The organism is Mycobacterium sp. NGS45 (assembly GCF_059812645.1).
Genome location: NZ_JCALDB010000012.1, coordinates 1 through 16,812 on the forward strand (window position 1 = coordinate 1; position 16,812 = coordinate 16,812).

The window sequence follows — 16,812 nt, forward strand, 5'->3', positions numbered from 1 at the left end:
CGCCCGCGTTCTTGGACTTCTCGGTCTGCCAGAAGATGTCGGCGATCTCGTCGATGGTCTTGAGCAGCTTCTCGGCGACGGCCAGGTCGGTGGACTTCTTGACGTCACCGGCGCCGTGGATGCCGTCCCAGAACAGCTGGTGCAGGTTGGGGAACTGCTCGAAGTGCTTCTTTTCGAAGAAGTCGGCCCACAGAACCATCAGGTGGTGCTTGACCTCTTCGGCGCGCTGCTCCTTGATCAGGATGGCGCGGGTGCGGAAGTGTTCGTCATCGGAGTCGTTGTACTTCTGAATCGTCTTCAGGCAGGACAAGGCCTCGATCTTGGCCTGCGCGGGGTCGTAGACACCGCAGTACAGATCACAGTGGGCGTGGGCGGGGGTTGCGTTGTTGAAGAGTCGATGCAGCATGGGCCTAACTTACCCTCAGAGGGTGGGCAATAACCATGGGCCGGGTGGCTGCTTGTTACGCCGGTTCGTGGTGGTCGAAGACTCCATGCGGCCCAGCCTGAACCCCGGCGACGGTCTGCTGGCCGTGCGCTGGGCGCGGCCGCGCAGCGGTGAATTGCGGGTGTTCCCGGACCCGACGTTGCCGCAGCGGTGGTTGATCAAACGGGTCGGCGGGGTGCGTGGCCGAGGCCGGACGGCGACCTTCGAAGCCGTGTCGGACAATCCGCGGGCGGCCGGGGTGGTGGATTCCCGGCACTTCGGGTGGCAGCCTGCAGCGGGGTCCTATCGGGTGCTGTGGACGGTGCGTGGGGCGGTCGGGACCGAGCGCGGGTCGCATTGACAAGTCCGCAGTGACCGGGTGGGGAGTTTCAGCCCGGCGGCCATCCCCAGGATGCCGGGGCGTCCAATTTCAGAACAGGACGACCAACGCCAGGATGCCGAGCAGCACCGCCGCGATGAAGCCGGCGCGCAACATGGCGACCAGGTACGAGCGGTTGCAGGTCGACGATGGCGTGTACCAGTGCTGTTGCGGGGACGACGACGGCCCAATCGGATGTGTCGCCATCAGAAGCCCCTGACCTGCACGATCAATGCCACCCCTAGTGAGAAGAGTCACAATTACTGCTGTGACGGCGATCATAGCGGCTCGATGCGCGCGAGGAAAATCCGCACCGGCGAGTGAATAAGTCCAGGCGCAGCGGTAGTCATCGGTGCAGCGGCGGTCGGCGCTGCGCGACGCGGATGTTCGCTCGGAACCGTCTCCGGTTGTTGATTTCCGAGCCTGAGACGGCCGCAGTTATCCACAGCCGGATCTGCGACACGCCTGACAAGCGAGGCGGATACCCAATCTGCGCGCAGTTAAACCTGTGGACAAACCTGTGGAAATTGTGGATAAGTCCCGCTATCTTCGGTTGCCCGATGAACTCCGGGCGACCGGCCGGTTTCGGCGTGCCAGGATCGACACATGGAAGACGCCGTCCCGCAAGTTTCGATTTCCGCACTGCCCACCGACCTGACCGACGCGGTGCTCCTCGACGTCCGCGAGGACGACGAGTGGCAGCAGGGCCACGCGCCCGGGGCCCAACACATCCCGATGGGAGACATCCCGGTGCGGATGGGCGAGATCGACCGCGACGCGACGCTGTACGTGATCTGCCGTGCCGGCGGCCGGTCCCAACGGGTCGCGCAGTACCTGCAACGCAACGGCTACGACCCGATCAACGTCGACGGCGGCATGTTGGACTGGGCAGCAGCCGGACGCCCGGTGGTCACCGACAGTGGCGGCGCCGGCACGGTGTAGTCGTGCCGTTGCCCGCCGTGCAGCTGCCGCAATGCCCGCTGACCGTCGTTAGGCTGGTGCGGTGATCCAGGTCTGTTCGTCCTGCCGCACGCGCTGGAACGTGCGCAACAAGCAGCGCGTGTGGTGCCCGCGCTGCCAGGGCACCCTGCTGCCGCCCACCGAGGTGGTCAGTCCGACTGCGCAGGCGGCGACCACTGCCGTGCGGCAGACCGCTGCGCCCGGCCCGGGCAACGGGCCCGCCGCGGCCGCCCTGCCCCGCGGCTACCGCTGGATAGCGGTGCGCCCCGGCCCGCCGCCTCCGCCGCGATCCCGGCCCCGGAGGCTCGGCCCGACACCGCGCTACCAGGTCATCCCGCGCTGGACCCTGCACGGCCAGACCAGTGCGGTCCAGACCGATGAGGCACCACCGCGCCCGGGACCCGATCCGAACCTCGTCCGGTCCGCCATCGTGGCGACCACCTGGGTGCTGGTGGCGGCCGCGGCGGTGCTGGTGCTGCGCTACCTGCTGATGCTGATCAACCGCACGATCTTGCTGCACCCGCTGATCGCCGGCACCGCCACCGGACTCGGCTGGCTGGCCAGCGGCTTGGCGCTGCTGGCGCTGGTCGGCTGCCAGGTGCTGGTCGCGTACTGGCTGATCACCCGGCGGGCCACGGTCTACGAGCGTCGCGGCGTCGAGGACCCGCGCCCGCAGTGGGAATTGTGGGTGGGCTGTCTGCTGCCGCCGATCAACCTGTTCTTCGCGCCGGTGTTCGCGATCGAGACCGCTATCGCCGAGGGCATCTACTCGCGGCAGCGCACCGCCATCCGGGTGTGGTGGGTGATGTGGGCCTGCAGCGCGGTGGCCTCCACCTTCGCGGTGCTGCTGCACCCGATCACCCGCGCGATCCTGGCCTCGATGGCCAACTGGCTCTTCGATGTCAGCTACACCCGGTCGACACAGGACTTCGCCAATCACACCGTGGCCATGGTGTGTGCCTACCTGGTCGCGGCCGGCACACTGCTCACGCTGCTGCGGGTCTACGACGGGTTCATGGCCAAGCCGGCCGATCGGTCGGCACCGCGCTGGGTGGTGGTCCCGGACGCCGACGGGCCCGCCGGGCAGGCGCCGGACCAGCGCCGGGCCGGCGACGCCGATCCCGACGCGAATCAGCCCGGCCCGCAACAGGATGCCGATTCGCCGCTTCCGGTTGAGCCCCGCACGCAGGACCCGGCAGCATAGAGCCATGCCTGGGGACGACGACGCGCACGCAGGGCACCCGTTCGTCGTCGCGCACCGGGGCGCTTCAGCGCAGCTGCCCGAGCACACCCTGGCGGCCTACGAACTCGCGCTGGAGCAAGGCGCCGACGGCGTCGAGTGCGATGTCAGGCTCACCCGCGACGGTCATCTGGTGTGCGTGCACGACCGGCGCATCGACCGCACCTCGTCGGGCACCGGCGTGGTCAGCGATCTGACGCTGGCGCAGCTGCGCGAATTCGACTACGGATCCTGGCACAGCGGTTGGCGACCGGACGGTGGCGCCGGTGACACCGGTCTGCTGACCCTGGACCGGTTGGTCGAACTGGTCTTGGACTGGAGCCGGCCGGTCAAGCTGTTCATCGAGACCAAACACCCGGTGCGCTACGGCGCGTTGGTGGAAAGCAAGCTGCTGGCGCTGCTGCACCGGTACGGCTTGGCGGCACCGGCTTCGGCCGATCTGTCCCGGGCCGTGGTGATGTCCTTCTCGGCGGCCGCGGTGTGGCGGGTCCGGCGCTCGGCGCCGCTGCTCCCGACGGTGCTGCTCGGCGAGACCTCGCGCTATCTGGGCGGCAGCGCGGCCACGACGGTCGGCGCCACCGCGGTGGGTCCGTCCATCGCGACGTTGCGGGAACGTCCCGAACTGGTGGACCGGGCCGCGGCCCAGGGCCGGGCGCTGTACTGCTGGACCGTCGACCACTACGAAGACGTGCAGTTCTGCCGCGATCAAGGGGTGGCGTGGGTGGCGACCAACCACCCGGGCCGCACCAAGGATTGGTTGCAGAACGGATTGAGCGGCGCCAGCGGCGTCGGCTAGTGCGGGTGGGTCAGAGCGTCCCGCCGGCGGCCGGCGGCGCGCTGACGTCGGCGGCACCGGCGGCCATCTCGCGGGCCACGTAGTCCTCGAGGTCGAACAGGTTGTTCCCGGCGCGGTCGGCGATCCGCAGCAGGCTGGTCATCGAGGACACCTCCTCGATCTGCTCCTTGAGGAACCAGGCCATGAACTGCTCGCCCAGGTAGTCGTTCTCGTCGCGGGCCGCTGCGGCCAACGCCACGATCTGATCGGTCACCGACCGCTCGAGTTCCAGGGCGGCGGCAATCGCATCGCGGGCCGAGTCGAACTCGGTGCGCACCGCGTCGATGCCGGGAATCTCGGCACGCGCACCGCGGTCGAGCAGATAGCGCACCAGCATCATGGCGTGGTTGCGTTCCTCGACGGCCTGCCGATAGAAGTGCGCGGCCAGTTGCGGGAGATCCTCGCCATCGAAGTAGACAGCGATCGCAATGTATTGCTGGGAGCCGCTGAACTCGTTCCGGATCTGGTCCTGGAGGAGGCCGTGAAACTTCGTGTCAAGGGCGTTATCCACAGTCATGTCGACCAGAATAGTGCAGGTCAGGGCACCTGTCATCGAAGGTAACGCTTACTTTGGATAGCATCGCCTAGCTTAGGCGATGCTGCCTAGCGGCCGTTTGGGAGCACGCCAAAAAGTTAGCTGGATCACAAAGATACGGCGCCGCCGGCGGCGGCCGGAGCGGTCGGATCAACGGCGCCGGCGCCGCTGTTCATCTCCCGTTCGACGAAGTTCTCCAGGTGGAACAGGTTGTCCCCGGCGCGGTCCAGCACGGTCAGCAGCGTGGTCATCGACGCCACCTCTTCGACCTGCTCCTTGAGGAACCACTGCATGAACTGCTCGCCGAGGTAGTCGCCGTCGGCGCGGGCCGCCTTGGCCAACCGGGTCACCTGTTCGGTCACCTCGCGTTCCTGCGCCAACGCGAGCTCGACGGGCCCGCGCACCGAGTCGAATGCGGTGACCACCGGCGGCACCCCGGGGATGGCCACCGGAACATCCTTGTCCAGCAGGTAGCGCACGATCATCATGGCGTGATTGCGCTCCTCGACGGCCTGGCGATAGAACCGGCGGGCCAGCTGGGGCAGGTCCTGGCCATCGAAGTACACCGCGACGGCGGTGTACTGCTGGGCGGCGGTGAACTCATTGCCCACCTGCGCGGTGAGTAGGTCCAAGAACGTCGGCTGATCTGCGGCGGCGTCGGTCACCTGCAAACCATAACCAGCGGCCGGTGCAGACGGTCAGGGTTGCGCGTCGAGCACCGACTGCGGCACCGGCCGGTCGGCGGCCAGCGCCGCGAACAGTTCGGCGGCCGCGGTCTGGTCCCACACCACCGCCGCTCCGGACCCGGTGGAGACGAACTCGCCGATCGGGACGGTGACGGTGACCGGCGTGCCGCGCAGACCCCAGCCGAGCCGGGCCAGATCCCAGACGTGGTCGTCGTCGTCGACGGTGAGGGCGCCGGCGGCGGCCTGTGGCACCGCGTACCAGCGCCACGGGTTGAGCCAGACCGCCGGGCTGGTCACCCGGTGCAGCAGGTCGGTGATCATCTGGCGCTGGTTGGCCATCCGGTCCAGGTCCGCGCGCGGGGTGGCGCGGCTGCGGACATAGCCCAGGGCGTCGCGCCCGCCGAGATGCTGGCAGCCGGCCGGCAGCTCGATGCCGGCCAGCGGATCCGAGATCGGTTCGGCCGGACACACCGTGATGCCACCGAGCGCGTCGACCACCGCCGCGAAGCCGCTGAAGCCGATCTCGGCGTAATGGTCCAGCCGCAGTCCGGTGGCCTGCTCGACGGTCTGGGCCAGCAGCGGCGCGCCGCCGAGCGAGAAGGCCGCGTTGACCTTGTCCTGGCCGTAGCCGGGAACCCACAGGTAGGAATCGCGCGGGATCGACACGATGGTGGTGGGCGCGGCCGAACCCAGCGCGGGCAGGTGCACCAGCACGATGGTGTCGGTGCGGGCATTGCCCAGATCGCCGCCGGTGCTCAACTCGGCCTGCTGCTCGGCGGACAGGTCGGTGCGGCTATCGGATCCCACCAGCAGCCAGGTGGTGCCCGCTCCGGCCGCCGGACGGTCGGCGTATTCAAGCAGTGCAGCAGTGCGGTTCAGCGAGCGTTCCAGCCATACCCCGACACCGGCCACGCCGGTGACCACGAGCAGCAGCACGGTCAGCAGCAGCGCGCCCACCGGGACCCGGCGCCGCTTGCGTTTGGGTCGGCCGGCTTTGGCGGGCGCCGGCGCAACCGACGGGCGGCGGGGCGGAGCCGGTGGACGCTGCCGTGGGGGAGGCTGCCGCGGGGGACGCTGCCGTGGGGGAGGCGGCGCGGGTGGCGGCTGCCGCGGCGGCGGTGCCGCGGTCGACCGGTTCGGTGGGGGAGGTGGCGGCGGCCGGCGCGCCGGCCCGGGCGGCGGGTACCGCGGATCGCGCCGGATCACCTGCGACGGTTCCTCGCGCGGCGGCCGACGAAACCACGGGTCGTCCGCGCGTTCGGGCCGCTGTCGGTTCACCAGGTCAATTTACGCGCCATCGGGGGCATCGACCGGTAACCAGCCGAGCCGGGAGGCCAGCAGTGCGTAGCCGACGAAGGCCACCGCGTCGATCACGGCGTGCGCCACGATCAGCGGCCACAACCGGCCGCTGCGCCGCCACGCGTAACCGAACACCAGCCCCATCACCAGGTTTCCGAGGCCCGCGCCGAAGCCCTGGTAGAGGTGATAGGTGCCGCGCAGCAGCGCCGAGATCAGCAGCGCCCGGTTCGGGCGGACGCCGAGTTGTTTGAGCCGGGTGAGCAGATAGCCGACCACGATGACTTCCTCGGCCCAGGCGTTGCCGAATGCCAGCAGCAACAGCGCCGGGATGCGCCACCAGGTGTCGGTCAGCTCGCTGGGTACCACCTCGGCGCTGAAACCGAGCGCGCGGGCGGCCAGGTAGAGGCCCAGCCCGGGCAGACCGATCAGCGCGGCCAAGGCCAAACCGCCACCCAGGTCCAGGCGCAGCGAGAACCGGCCGAGTCCCACCCGGGCCGGGCCGATGCCGTCGCGCCACAGCAGGTAGAGGCCGAGCCCGCCCCAGGCCAGCAGCTGCGATGCGTAGGCCAGGTTCAGGCCCAGGTCGATCAGATCGAAGTAGGCGCGCCGCGGATTGAGGCTGACGGTCTGGTCGGCCAGCCCGCGCAGGGTGAAGTCGATCAGTCGCAGCGCCGCGGTGACGGCGCTCAGGCCGAAGGTGACGGTCAGTACGACGAGCAGTTCGAGGCGCAGTCCGGTTCGGCGTGCCGCGCGGTCGGCGGCCGGCCGGTCGGCCTCGTGGTCGGGCGCGCTCACCCGGCCACGGTAACGGTCAGGACCGGATCAGGTCCGGCGAGTCCGCAGGCCGTTGACGAACGGGCAACCCATCAGGACCCGGATGGCCTGGCTGAGTCCGTTGACGTCGTCGACCGGCTTGGGGAACGGCATCCGCACGTCGTGGTCGCCGTCCTCGCTCTCGACCCGCAACCGCAGCCCGTAGCGGTCCAAGCCGAGCGGACGCACCTGGCCGCAGCGCAGCCCGCGCGGCAGCTTGGCCACCAGCCGGGCCACCACGTCGCGGTGGTCGGAGTCGATGTGGCGCAGCCACTGGGTTTCCATGGCGCAGAACGGGTCCGGCTTGGCCTCCAACAGCGCGCTGATGCCGACCGACTCGGCGCCGGTGGAATCGGCGACCACCACCGACTCGATCTCGAGCCGCAGCAGCGCGAACTCCGAACCGACCTGCAGCAGCGCCGGGTCGGGATTGCCCGAGGCGATCACGTCCAGGGTGGCCCGCAGCATGGCGTCGGGAACCTGGAACAGCTGACCGCGAATCCAGACCAGCGAGCGGACCGGTTCGCGCAGCGGCAGCGGCGCGTAGTCGGTGAGCTCGAGCATGGCCTGCACACCAGACGCGTCGGCGCTCAGCACGTTCTGCGCCGCGACGCCGCGGATCGGCACGGTCAGCGCGATCGAACCGTCGGCCAGCAGGTGATGCACAGCGATCTGCTCGGGATCGGCGCCGGCACTGTCCAGCGCGATGAGCGCGTTGCGGGCCCGTGCGCAGGCGCTTCGGATCCGTTCTGCCGTCGTGGGTCCGGGAATCGTCGCGGTTGCCATCGAATGCCTTCCAGGTGTGCGATCGGGTGGCGCAGGCCACTCCGCCGGCGGTGAGGTAAGCCTAACTTAACTAGAACTTGGCCGGGTTGGCAAGACTTTCCGGATAGGGTTCAACCGTGGTCGCCATCGCGTATCTGGGCCCGCAGGGCACCTTCTGCGATGCGGCGCTGCAGCGGATGGTCGCCGACGGGCTCATCCCGGGCGGGTCCGGCCACACCGATCCGATCGCCACCAACAGCACCCCGGCCGCACTGGCCGCGGTGCGCAGCGGTGCCGCCGACTACGCGTGCGTGCCGATCGAGAACTCGATCGAGGGGTCGGTGCTGCCCACCCTGGACGACCTGGCCGTCGGCGCGCCGCTGCAGGTGTTCGCCGAACTGACCCTGGAAGTGTCGTTCAGCATCGTGATCGGCGCCGGACTGACTGCCGCCGACGTCCGCACCGTCGCGGCGTTCCCGGTGGCGGCCGCCCAGGTGCGGCACTGGCTGGCCGAGCATCTGCCGGATGCCGAAGTGGTACCGGCCATTTCGAACGCCGGTGCGGCAGCCGACGTGGCCGCCGGCCGCGCGCACGCCGGGGTCAGCACCCGCCTGGCCGCGCAGCGCCACGAACTGAACACGCTGGCCGACGACGTCGTCGACGAACCGAATGCCCGGACCCGGTTCGTGTTGGTGGGTCGCCCCGCCGCGCCGCCGGCCCGCACCGGCGCCGACCGCACCTCGGTGGTGCTCAAGCTGGACAACGCTCCGGGCGCGCTGGTGACTGCGTTGAGCGAGTTCGGTCTCCGCGACATCGATCTGACCCGGATCGAGTCCCGGCCCACCCGGGTTGAGCTGGGCACCTACGTGTTCTTCCTGGACTGTGTCGGCCACATCGACGACGCGTCGGTGGCCCAGGCACTAACTGCGTTGCGCCGACGTTGTACCGATGTGCGATTTCTAGGTTCTTGGCCCACCGGCGCGGCCGCGGGCGCGCTGCCTCCCCGAATCGACGATGCCCAGGACTGGTTGGCGTGGTTGCGCGCCGGCCAACCCGGACCGGAGGCATCGTCGTGAGTGGTCGCCTGGTCCTGCTGCGGCACGGTCAGACCTACGGCAACGTGGAAAAACGGCTCGACACCCGCCCGCCCGGTGCGGATCTCACCCCGAAGGGCCGTGAACAAGCCCGCGGGTTCGCCCGCGCCGCCGCGCGGCCCGGGCTGTTGGGTCACTCGATCGCCATCCGGGCCCGGCAGACCGCGGGCGTCATCGGTGCGACCTTGGGCCTGACCACCGTCGAGTTCGCCGACCTGCACGAGGTGCAGGTCGGCGAGTTGGAGAACCGCAACGACGACGAGGCCATCAAGGAGTTCGAGGGGATCTATCAGGGCTGGCATCGGGGCCGGCTGCGGGTGGAGATGCCCGGCGGCGAGTCCGGGGAGCAGGTCTTGGACCGGTTCCTGCCGGTGGTGCAGCAGCTGCGGGTGCAGTACCTGGACGATCCGAACTTCGTCGGCGACGTCGTCGTCGTCAGTCATGGCGCGGCGATCCGGTTGGCCGGCGCCGTGCTGGGCGGGGTGGACGGCGAGTTCGCGTTGGAGCACCACCTGGCCAACACCGAATCGGTGGTGTTGGCACCGGGCGCCGGCGGCGAGTGGAACTGCCTGCAGTGGGGTGCAGCCGGGCCCCCGCTGGCCCCGCAGCCGCGGACTCAGCCGGCCGCGGAAGCCACCCAGGTGCCCGACCCGATGGGCTGACCGCATTCGCAACCCACCACGTCGCAGTCGACCACGAAGGTGTGCACCGTGACCTCGGGAACCGCGCAGCCCGGGTCGGTGCAGTCAGCGTGTCCCCAGCTGTGCTGAATGAGCGTGCCGTGGCAGTGCACCCGACCCGCGGCGCATTCCCGGCATCTGGACTCCATGACTTGTTCTTAGCACCGCGGACCGACGAAGTCGCGGTGCCGCGCCCGGCGACCGAATCGTGATTGCGGTTCAGCCCCAGCCGAGTTCGTGCAGCCGTTCGTCGTCGATGCCGAAATGGTGGGCGATCTCGTGGACCACCGTGATGGCCACCTCGTCGACCACCTCGTCTTCCGAATCGCACATGGTCAGCAGCGCACGCCGGTAGATGGTGACGGTGTCCGGCAGCGCCCCGGCGTACTCCGAGTAGAACCGATCGGTCAGCGCGGTGCCCTCGTACAGGCCGAGCAGGTCCGGTTCCTCGGGGTGTTCGTCCTCGACCAACACGACGACGTTGTCGAGGGCGGCCATCAGCTCGGCGGGAATCTGGTCCAGCGCATCGGAGACCAACTCGTCGAACCGCTGCGCGCTCATCCGCACCGCCATCGGGACTAGTTGGGTCCGTCCGTCACCGGCGGCAGGTTCAACCGTTCGGCCGGGATGTCCGGCGGCGGAACCGGCGGCTGACCGTTGATCAGCAGCGGGCCCTTGGCGCTGTTCACCAGCGTGGCCCAGCCGCCGTTGCCCAGCGTGGCGCCGATGCTGCAGGACACCTGGTGACTGCCGGCCGACCAGCTGGGCAACCCGATGGTGCTGTAGATCAGAGTCAAGGTGGTGTCCCGGAGCTGGACCGGATCCAGGTACTCGTCGGTCATCCGGGTGCAGGCTTCCTTGATGAAGTTGTCCTGATCCTCGTCCGACGGCAGCTCACCGGGGAACTTGGCCGCCAGGTCCACCGCGCCGGTGACCTCGACCGCATGCGGGGCCGCGCAGTCGACCGGCACATCGGTGGGCTGATTGCTACCCGGGTCGATACCCAGGCAGGTGCCCACCGGCCAGACCTTGGACTGGTCGTTGTCGGCGACCCTGCCCTGGAACGGCAGCTGCTGACCGTCCGGGCCGGGCAGCTGCAGACCGCACAGCATCCGGCGCTCGCCGTCGTGGCGCCAGGCGGAGTCGCCGGACCACAACATGCTGACCGTGAACCGGCTGTTCGGGTCGAATCGGGGGCCCAGGTAGTTGCGTGCGGCGACCTCGCACTGCTCCTTGGTGATCTGCTGAATCCGAGCCGGCGACGGCGGTTCGGCGTTCGGGCCGTACTCCGAGCCGGGGAAGGTGCGCATGTCGACCGACTCGACCACTTCGAACCGGTGCTCCTCGGAGCAGTCCACCACCGTGGCGTCGTCGGGAGTGTTGCCCGGCCAGTTCAGGCAGTCGCCGGCCTTCGCGTTGTCGAAGGTGTGGTTGCCGTTGCCGGTGGTGGGCGGCACCGGGTCCGAACCGAGATAGCCGAGCAGGTTGGCCTGCGGCCCGCCGATCGGCACCGCGGTCAACAGACCGGCGATCAGCAGGCCGCCGAGTGCGGTCAGCAGCAGCGCGCGCCGGGTCGACGCCGGCTGCAGCGTGCGCAACCACCCCGAGCGTTTGGGCCGTTTGGTCGCTGCCGCCGCGGTCTGGTCCGGGGTTTCTTCTGGGGTCTCGTCGAGGTCGTCGTCCACGTCGTCCAGGTGCTCTTCGGAATCCTCGGCCGACGCCTCCGCCGGCTGCGCATCGGTGCCGTCGCCGTCCGCCTTCTCATCGAGATCCCCGTCCGGGTCCTTCTCGCGGCCCTTCTCGGAGTCCTCGATGGAGGCCGCGGCGGGGTCCCCGGTCACGGCCTCGGTTTCAGCGCTGTCCGCCTCGGCTTCTGACTCGGCGGTCGACTCGGGTTCCGCGCCGGAACCCTGCTCAGGTGCGTCAGACATCCCCTCCATTGTGACAGGCGTGTCGGGTGCTGTGACCGATGCGCCGAATGTAACGTCGTGAGGCTGTTCTGGCCGGTGGGGTGTTCAACGTCGGAGGGCGACGCGGGGTTGCCCGGCCGGGCGCGCGACGGGTACCTGACGAAAGTAGGGTTGGCGGGCGTGATCGACCTGAAGGTGCTCCGAGACGACCCCGAGCTGGTGCGGCGCTCCCAGCGCAGTCGCGGCGCCGACCCTGACCTGGTGGATGCGCTGCTGACCGCGGACAGCTCCCGGCGCGCCGCGGTGTCGGCCGCCGACAACCTGCGCGCCGAGCAAAAGGCGGTCAGCAAGCAGGTCGGCGCGGCGAGCCCGGAGGACCGTCCGGCGGTCTTGGCCAAGGCCAAGGAGTTGGCGGCCGCGGTCAAGGAGGCCGAGGCGGCCCAGGCCGCGGCGGAGGCGGCGTTCTCGGCAGCGCATCTGGCGATCGACAACGTGATCGTGCCGGACGTGCCCAGCGGCGGTGAAGACGACTACGTCGTCCTCGACACCGTCGGCGAGCCACCGCAGATCGCCGATCCCAAGGACCACCTCGAGCTCGGGGAAGCGCTGGGCCTGTTCGACATGGAGCGCGGCGCCAAGGTGTCCGGTTCGCGGTTCTACTTCCTGACCGGGCACGGCGCGCTGCTGCAGCTCGGATTGCTGCAGCTGGCGGTGCGGCTGGCCGTCGACGCCGGGTTCACCCTGATGATCCCGCCGGTGCTGGTGCGCCCGGAGATCATGGGCGGCACCGGGTTTCTGGGCGCGCACGCCGACGAGGTGTACCGGGTGGACTCCGACGACCTGTACCTGGTGGGCACCTCGGAGGTGCCGCTGGCCGGATACCACTCCGGTGAGATCCTCGACCTGTCCGGCGGTCCGCGCCGCTACGCGGGCTGGTCGTCGTGTTTCCGCCGCGAGGCAGGCAGCTACGGCAAGGACACCCGCGGCATCATCCGGGTGCATCAGTTCGACAAGGTCGAGGCGTTCGTCTACTGCAAACCCGAGGACGCGCAAGCCGAACACGACCGGCTGCTGGGCTGGCAGCGCGAGATGCTGGCGGCCATCGAGGTGCCGTACCGGGTGATCGACGTCGCTGCAGGGGATCTGGGTTCCTCGGCCGCGCGCAAGTTCGACTGCGAAGCCTGGGTGCCGTCGCAGGGCACCTACCGGGAGCTGACGTCGACCTCGAACTGCACCACGTTCCAGGCTCGCCGGCTGGCCACCCGCTACCGCGACGACAACGGCAAGCCGCAGACCGCGGCCACCCTCAACGGCACGCTGGCCACCACCCGGTGGCTGGTTGCGATCCTGGAAAACCACCAGCAGCCCGACGGCAGTGTGCGTGTGCCGGCGGCGCTGGTGCCCTACCTCGGCACGGAGGTGCTGCGCCCGTGATCACTTTGGACAGCGACGAACTGCGGACCTGGTTCGGTTTCGGGGTGGCCGGCAATTTCGCCGGGCACCTGGAGCAGGCCGGTGAGGCGGTGGACTTCGTCAACGTCACCAGCGAAGGCACTGCCCCCAAGGGCATCTTCCCCTGGTACGCGCCGGGCACCGACGGGTTCCTCGGGGAGTTCCCGCTGTCCCACGACAAGATCCAATTACCGGCGCCCAGCCCGGATTTCGACGGCCCGCTGAACCTGCAGATCGAACCCGAAGTCGGGCTGGCCTGCTCGGTGCACTGGAACGGCGACGTGGTTGCCTCGCTGGAGCCGTTCGCCCTCGGCGCGTTCAACGACTGCTCGATCCGCCGGCCCGGCGCACCGAAGATCAGCCACAAGAAGAACTGGGGCCCGGCCTCAAAGGGCGTGGCGCGCGAGTTCTTCGAGATCAGCGACCTGACCCCGGACGGCCCGACCGCCACCTTGCGGCTGGCCTGTTTCCTGCACGGTCCGGACGGGCAGGAGCACGCCTACGGCGTGGACAGCCCGCTGCTCGGTTACTCGTATTACGGTGAGGTGCTGCTGGATTGGATCGTCGAGCGGCTGGCGAACCAGAAGGGTTCACCGGACACCCCGCTCGAGGACGTCGGCGCGCTGATGGTGGCCGCGGGCCGGCCGACCAACGTGCTGATCGGCATCGGTGCCACCCGCTACACCGAGTTGGGCGCCTCGACCTACCTGCAGGCCGAGGACGACGCCGTGATCCGGGTGTACGACACCGAGTCCGATGCGGTTTCCGAGCTGCGGCAAAAGGTTTCGTCCTAGATTCGCGCCCGCCGCCTTGCCGCTCTACCGTCTCCGTCCCGCTCTGTTGACCTGAAGAGCGGGACGGAGACGGCAGAGCGAAAAGCGGGGCGAGGGATTACTGCTCGGAGAGCACCTCGTCGAGCATCGCGACGAACTCCTCCGGCCGCTCCGGGGTGCACGCGGGCTGCGGGTAGACCCCCGGCACGTCGAGGGTGACTAGCGCAGACTTCAGCGGCCGCTTGATGTCCAGTGGCAGCCAGCGCCGCAGATCGCTGCTGCCCCAGATCCGGAACCGCTGCATCCACCAGCCCAGCGGACTCACCTGGTAGCCCTTGATCGCCGACACCGGGATCACCTTCGAGGTACCGGACGGGAAGTGGTAGCGGCGCAACGTGATTGCCTGTGCGTCCAGCTGGATCAGACCGTCGTCGTAGTACTGCCGGGGCGGGGCGCTCATGGCTTGCTCACCCGCAACTCGTGGCCCTTGGTGGTCAGGCAGCGACCGTTCTCCAGATTCCACTGCCAGCCGTGCAGATTGCAGGTCAAGGTCGACCCCTCGACGATGCCGAACTTCGACAGATCTGCCTTCAGGTGCGGGCAGCGGCGCTGAATCTCCCAGCCGTCCAACGTGATCGTCGAGGTGTCGTCGTGCGCCTCGGCGAACCAGCCGTCGGCATAGGCAATCCGCTCATCGGTCAGGCACTTGAAGAAGGTGTACAGGTACTCGTTGTAGCCGCCCACCCGCCAGGCCTTGAACCGGGTGGACAAGAAGATGGTGTTCACCCAGTCCGGCTCGCCGTCACGGACCACGGTGCGCACCAGCTCGGGCGCGATCTCGAACCCGTAGCGAAACTTCTCATCCGGGATCGGTTCGCGCACAGCTCGTTTCGGGAAGTCCAAGACCACGGTCTCGGGGCCCAGCCGCAGCTCGACCGGATACCCGATGCCGTCGCAGATCTGGTCGGTCTGCACCATGATCGGCTCGAACAGCTCGCGCAGCGGCTCGAGCAGTGACTCGCCGTCGGCCGGCGCCCAGCGCGCCTTCTCGGCGGCCAGCACCGGAGCCATCCGCTGCGCGTAGGCCTCGATGTAATCGGCCTTGCCGGTGGTGAAGATCGCCTCGACGTCCGCGACCGGAAGCGGGTGGGTCAGCGAGTTCAAGGTGGAGCCGGTGAAGTCGGCCGTGGTGCCCGGGATCATCAGCAGCCCACCGTCGTGGCCGTGCCGGCGCAGTTGGTCCAAGAACACCATCTGGTCGGGGAAGATGTTGGCCGGGTCATCGCGGTCGTCGTTGAGGAAGCGCAGGTCGTCGTCCAGAAAACACGGCGGGCCCGCCGACGGGATCACCCAGGTGGCACCCACCTGCGCGATGTACTGCCGGCACCGGTCCATCTGGCGCTGCCGCTTCTGGGTGCCGAACGCCACCTTGGCCCGGGCCGGCATGTCGTAGACCATCGGGTACCAGATGGCGCCCGAATACTGCAGCATGTGCACGTCGACGTGACCGAAATCGGCCGCCACCATGTCCAGGTCGATGGGCCGCGCGTCGTTCATGTTGAACGCAACGGTCTCGCCGTCGCAGACCACCAGACCCGAGTCGCCGATCGGCCCGTCGGCCGGGGCCCGCAACGCGATGATCATGACGTCCAGGTCGCCCTTGGCGCCGGTGACGGTGTGCTTCACCGAGTCGGTGGTCTCGAAGAACCGGGTGAACCCGAGCGCGGTCAGTTCGCGCTGCAGATCCGGCACCGGGAAGTCCGGCAGCAGCACCACGGCGTCTTTGTTGACGTGCGCGCGCAGCAGTTCCGGATCGAAGTGGTCCTTGTGCAGGTGCGAGATGTAGAGGTAGTCCACGTCGCCGAGCGCGGCCCAGTCCAGCTCGCTGTTGTCCGGGAAGACGAACCAGGATCCGAAATAGGCCGGGTTCACCCACGGGTCGCACAGGATCCGCCCGGCGGCGGTCTCAATCAGGAAGCCGGCATGTCCGACGCTCGTGACCTGCACTTCTTCTCTCCGACCACCGACTAGACGCCAACAACGTGCAGCCACGAGCTTAACTGCCGGCGCGGCGCCGGACCCGCTGCGGCCGTCGCTTCCGGCCGAGCCGTTCGGCACCGGGCCCGATGCCTGAGGTCCCTGGCCGCACCGGCGCTGCTCAACCTTGCGGCGCAGGGCACTCGGCCAGCGCACTAGGCTGGTGAGCCGTGGAACCCGTATACGGCACCGTCATCCAGCTTGCACGTGGGATCTGGAAGGCGCAGGGCCTGAAGTTCACCGTCACCGGCGTCGAGAACCTGCCCCGCACCGGTGGCGCAGTGGTCGCGATCAACCACACCAGCTACTTCGACTTCACCTTCGCCGGCCTGCCCGCCTACCGGCAGGGCCTGGGCCGCAAGGTGCGGTTCATGGCCAAGCAGGAAGTCTTCGACAACAAGATCGGTGGCCCGCTGATGCGTCGGCTGCGGCACATCCCGGTGGATCGGGCCGCCGGTGCGGACTCCTTCGCCGAAGCCTGCCGCCGCCTCAAGGAGGGCGAACTGGTCGGCGTCTACCCGGAGGCCACGATCAGCCGCAGCTTCGAGATCAAGGAGTTCAAGTCCGGTGCGGCGCGGATGGCGATTGCCGCCGACGTCCCGATCATCCCGCACATCGTGTGGGGCGCCCAACGCATCTGGACCAAGGACCACCCGAAGAAGATGTGGCGGCCCAAGGTGCCGATCTCGGTCGCGGTCGGCGAACCGATCCAGCCGACATTGCCGGCCGCCGAGCTGACCGAACTCCTGCACACCCGCATGCAGCAACTGCTCGAGCAGGTGCAAGACGCCTACGGCCCGTATCCGCCGGGCGCGTTCTGGGTGCCCAAGCGGCTCGGCGGCAGCGCGCCGACGTTGGCCGAGGCCGCCCGCCTGGACGCGGAGGAGATGGCTGCGCGCAAAGCACATCGGCACGGCACGGAGTAAGCCG

Annotated in this window: 19 protein-coding genes and 1 pseudogene; 9 read left to right on the top strand and 11 right to left on the bottom strand. The window is 69.0% G+C overall.

Going from position 1 to position 16,812, the window contains the following annotated elements; all coding sequences use genetic code 11:
- Positions 1-406 (bottom strand): superoxide dismutase, Ni (sodN, locus tag AC5Y3P_RS12605; protein WP_500046241.1); only part of this gene is annotated, 406 nt, incomplete at its 3' end.
- Between the two features lie 85 nt (positions 407-491).
- Here sodN and AC5Y3P_RS12610 point away from each other — a divergent pair.
- On the top strand, positions 492-785 hold the full coding sequence (locus AC5Y3P_RS12610; RefSeq protein ID WP_500046405.1) for a S26 family signal peptidase: 294 nt from the start codon (positions 492-494) through the stop codon (positions 783-785).
- Positions 786-854: 69 nt separating this feature from the next.
- Here the strand turns inward: AC5Y3P_RS12610 and AC5Y3P_RS12615 are convergent, their stop codons facing one another.
- Positions 855-1,010, bottom strand: coding sequence for a hypothetical protein (locus AC5Y3P_RS12615; RefSeq protein ID WP_500046242.1), 156 nt, complete (start codon positions 1,008-1,010; stop codon positions 855-857).
- A 399-nt stretch (positions 1,011-1,409) separates the two neighbouring features.
- On the opposite strand from AC5Y3P_RS12615, the gene AC5Y3P_RS12620 reads away from it, so the two are divergent.
- From AC5Y3P_RS12620 to AC5Y3P_RS12630, 3 genes are all read left to right on the top strand, one after another.
- A complete protein-coding gene (locus AC5Y3P_RS12620; RefSeq protein WP_500046243.1) occupies positions 1,410-1,745 on the top strand; it encodes a rhodanese-like domain-containing protein in 336 nt (111 codons plus the stop codon).
- A gap of 61 nt (positions 1,746-1,806) precedes the next feature.
- Entirely contained in the window at positions 1,807-2,967 is a 1,161-nt protein-coding gene (locus AC5Y3P_RS12625) for a DUF4328 domain-containing protein (RefSeq protein ID WP_500046244.1), read from the top strand.
- Positions 2,968-2,971: 4 nt separating this feature from the next.
- Complete coding sequence (locus tag AC5Y3P_RS12630; protein WP_500046245.1) at positions 2,972-3,799, top strand: glycerophosphodiester phosphodiesterase; 828 nt, start codon at positions 2,972-2,974, stop codon at positions 3,797-3,799.
- 10 nt (positions 3,800-3,809) lie between these two features.
- On the opposite strand, the gene AC5Y3P_RS12635 is transcribed toward AC5Y3P_RS12630, so the two are convergent.
- From AC5Y3P_RS12635 to AC5Y3P_RS12655, 5 genes are all read right to left on the bottom strand, one after another.
- Entirely contained in the window at positions 3,810-4,355 is a 546-nt protein-coding gene (locus tag AC5Y3P_RS12635) for a ferritin (protein ID WP_500046246.1), read from the bottom strand.
- A gap of 125 nt (positions 4,356-4,480) precedes the next feature.
- On the bottom strand, positions 4,481-5,038 hold the full coding sequence (locus tag AC5Y3P_RS12640; protein WP_500046247.1) for a ferritin: 558 nt from the start codon (positions 5,036-5,038) through the stop codon (positions 4,481-4,483).
- A 33-nt stretch (positions 5,039-5,071) separates the two neighbouring features.
- Entirely contained in the window at positions 5,072-6,337 is a 1,266-nt protein-coding gene (locus AC5Y3P_RS12645; RefSeq protein ID WP_500046248.1) for an LCP family protein, read from the bottom strand.
- 9 nt (positions 6,338-6,346) lie between these two features.
- Positions 6,347-7,153, bottom strand: coding sequence for a CPBP family intramembrane glutamic endopeptidase (locus AC5Y3P_RS12650; RefSeq protein WP_500046249.1), 807 nt, complete (start codon positions 7,151-7,153; stop codon positions 6,347-6,349).
- Positions 7,154-7,180: 27 nt separating this feature from the next.
- On the bottom strand, positions 7,181-7,957 hold the full coding sequence (locus AC5Y3P_RS12655) for a DUF2470 domain-containing protein (RefSeq protein ID WP_500046250.1): 777 nt from the start codon (positions 7,955-7,957) through the stop codon (positions 7,181-7,183).
- 116 nt (positions 7,958-8,073) lie between these two features.
- On the opposite strand from AC5Y3P_RS12655, the gene pheA reads away from it, so the two are divergent.
- Positions 8,074-9,012, top strand: coding sequence for a prephenate dehydratase (pheA, locus tag AC5Y3P_RS12660; protein ID WP_500046251.1), 939 nt, complete (start codon positions 8,074-8,076; stop codon positions 9,010-9,012).
- Entirely contained in the window at positions 9,009-9,692 is a 684-nt protein-coding gene (locus AC5Y3P_RS12665) for a histidine phosphatase family protein (protein ID WP_500046252.1), read from the top strand. Before pheA ends, AC5Y3P_RS12665 begins: the two co-directional genes overlap by 4 nt.
- 237 nt (positions 9,693-9,929) lie before the next feature.
- Here AC5Y3P_RS12665 and AC5Y3P_RS12670 read toward each other — a convergent pair whose 3' ends face one another.
- Positions 9,930-10,283, bottom strand: coding sequence for a metallopeptidase family protein (locus tag AC5Y3P_RS12670; protein WP_500046253.1), 354 nt, complete (start codon positions 10,281-10,283; stop codon positions 9,930-9,932).
- A gap of 23 nt (positions 10,284-10,306) precedes the next feature.
- Positions 10,307-11,395 (bottom strand): annotated as a pseudogene (locus tag AC5Y3P_RS12675) (septum formation family protein); the annotation flags it as partial.
- A gap of 405 nt (positions 11,396-11,800) precedes the next feature.
- Between AC5Y3P_RS12675 and serS the strand changes: the two are divergent.
- Complete coding sequence (gene serS / locus AC5Y3P_RS12680) at positions 11,801-13,054, top strand: serine--tRNA ligase (RefSeq protein ID WP_500046254.1); 1,254 nt, start codon at positions 11,801-11,803, stop codon at positions 13,052-13,054.
- The gene (locus AC5Y3P_RS12685) at positions 13,051-13,866 is read left to right on the top strand and encodes a DUF5718 family protein (RefSeq protein ID WP_500046255.1); all 816 of its coding nucleotides are present in this window, start codon (positions 13,051-13,053) and stop codon (positions 13,864-13,866) included. The genes serS and AC5Y3P_RS12685 overlap by 4 nt, the downstream gene beginning before the upstream one ends.
- 97 nt (positions 13,867-13,963) lie before the next feature.
- Here the strand turns inward: AC5Y3P_RS12685 and AC5Y3P_RS12690 are convergent, their stop codons facing one another.
- Together AC5Y3P_RS12690 and AC5Y3P_RS12695 are read right to left on the bottom strand one after the other, a co-directional pair.
- Entirely contained in the window at positions 13,964-14,305 is a 342-nt protein-coding gene (locus AC5Y3P_RS12690; protein ID WP_500046256.1) for a hypothetical protein, read from the bottom strand.
- Positions 14,302-15,852: a Rieske 2Fe-2S domain-containing protein gene (locus AC5Y3P_RS12695; protein ID WP_500046257.1), complete on the bottom strand. Its 1,551-nt coding sequence runs from the start codon at positions 15,850-15,852 to the stop codon at positions 14,302-14,304. The genes AC5Y3P_RS12690 and AC5Y3P_RS12695 overlap by 4 nt, the downstream gene beginning before the upstream one ends.
- 200 nt (positions 15,853-16,052) lie before the next feature.
- Here AC5Y3P_RS12695 and AC5Y3P_RS12700 point away from each other — a divergent pair, with 200 nt between their 5' ends.
- On the top strand, positions 16,053-16,808 hold the full coding sequence (locus AC5Y3P_RS12700) for a lysophospholipid acyltransferase family protein (protein ID WP_500046258.1): 756 nt from the start codon (positions 16,053-16,055) through the stop codon (positions 16,806-16,808).
- Positions 16,809-16,812 lie beyond the last annotated feature (4 nt).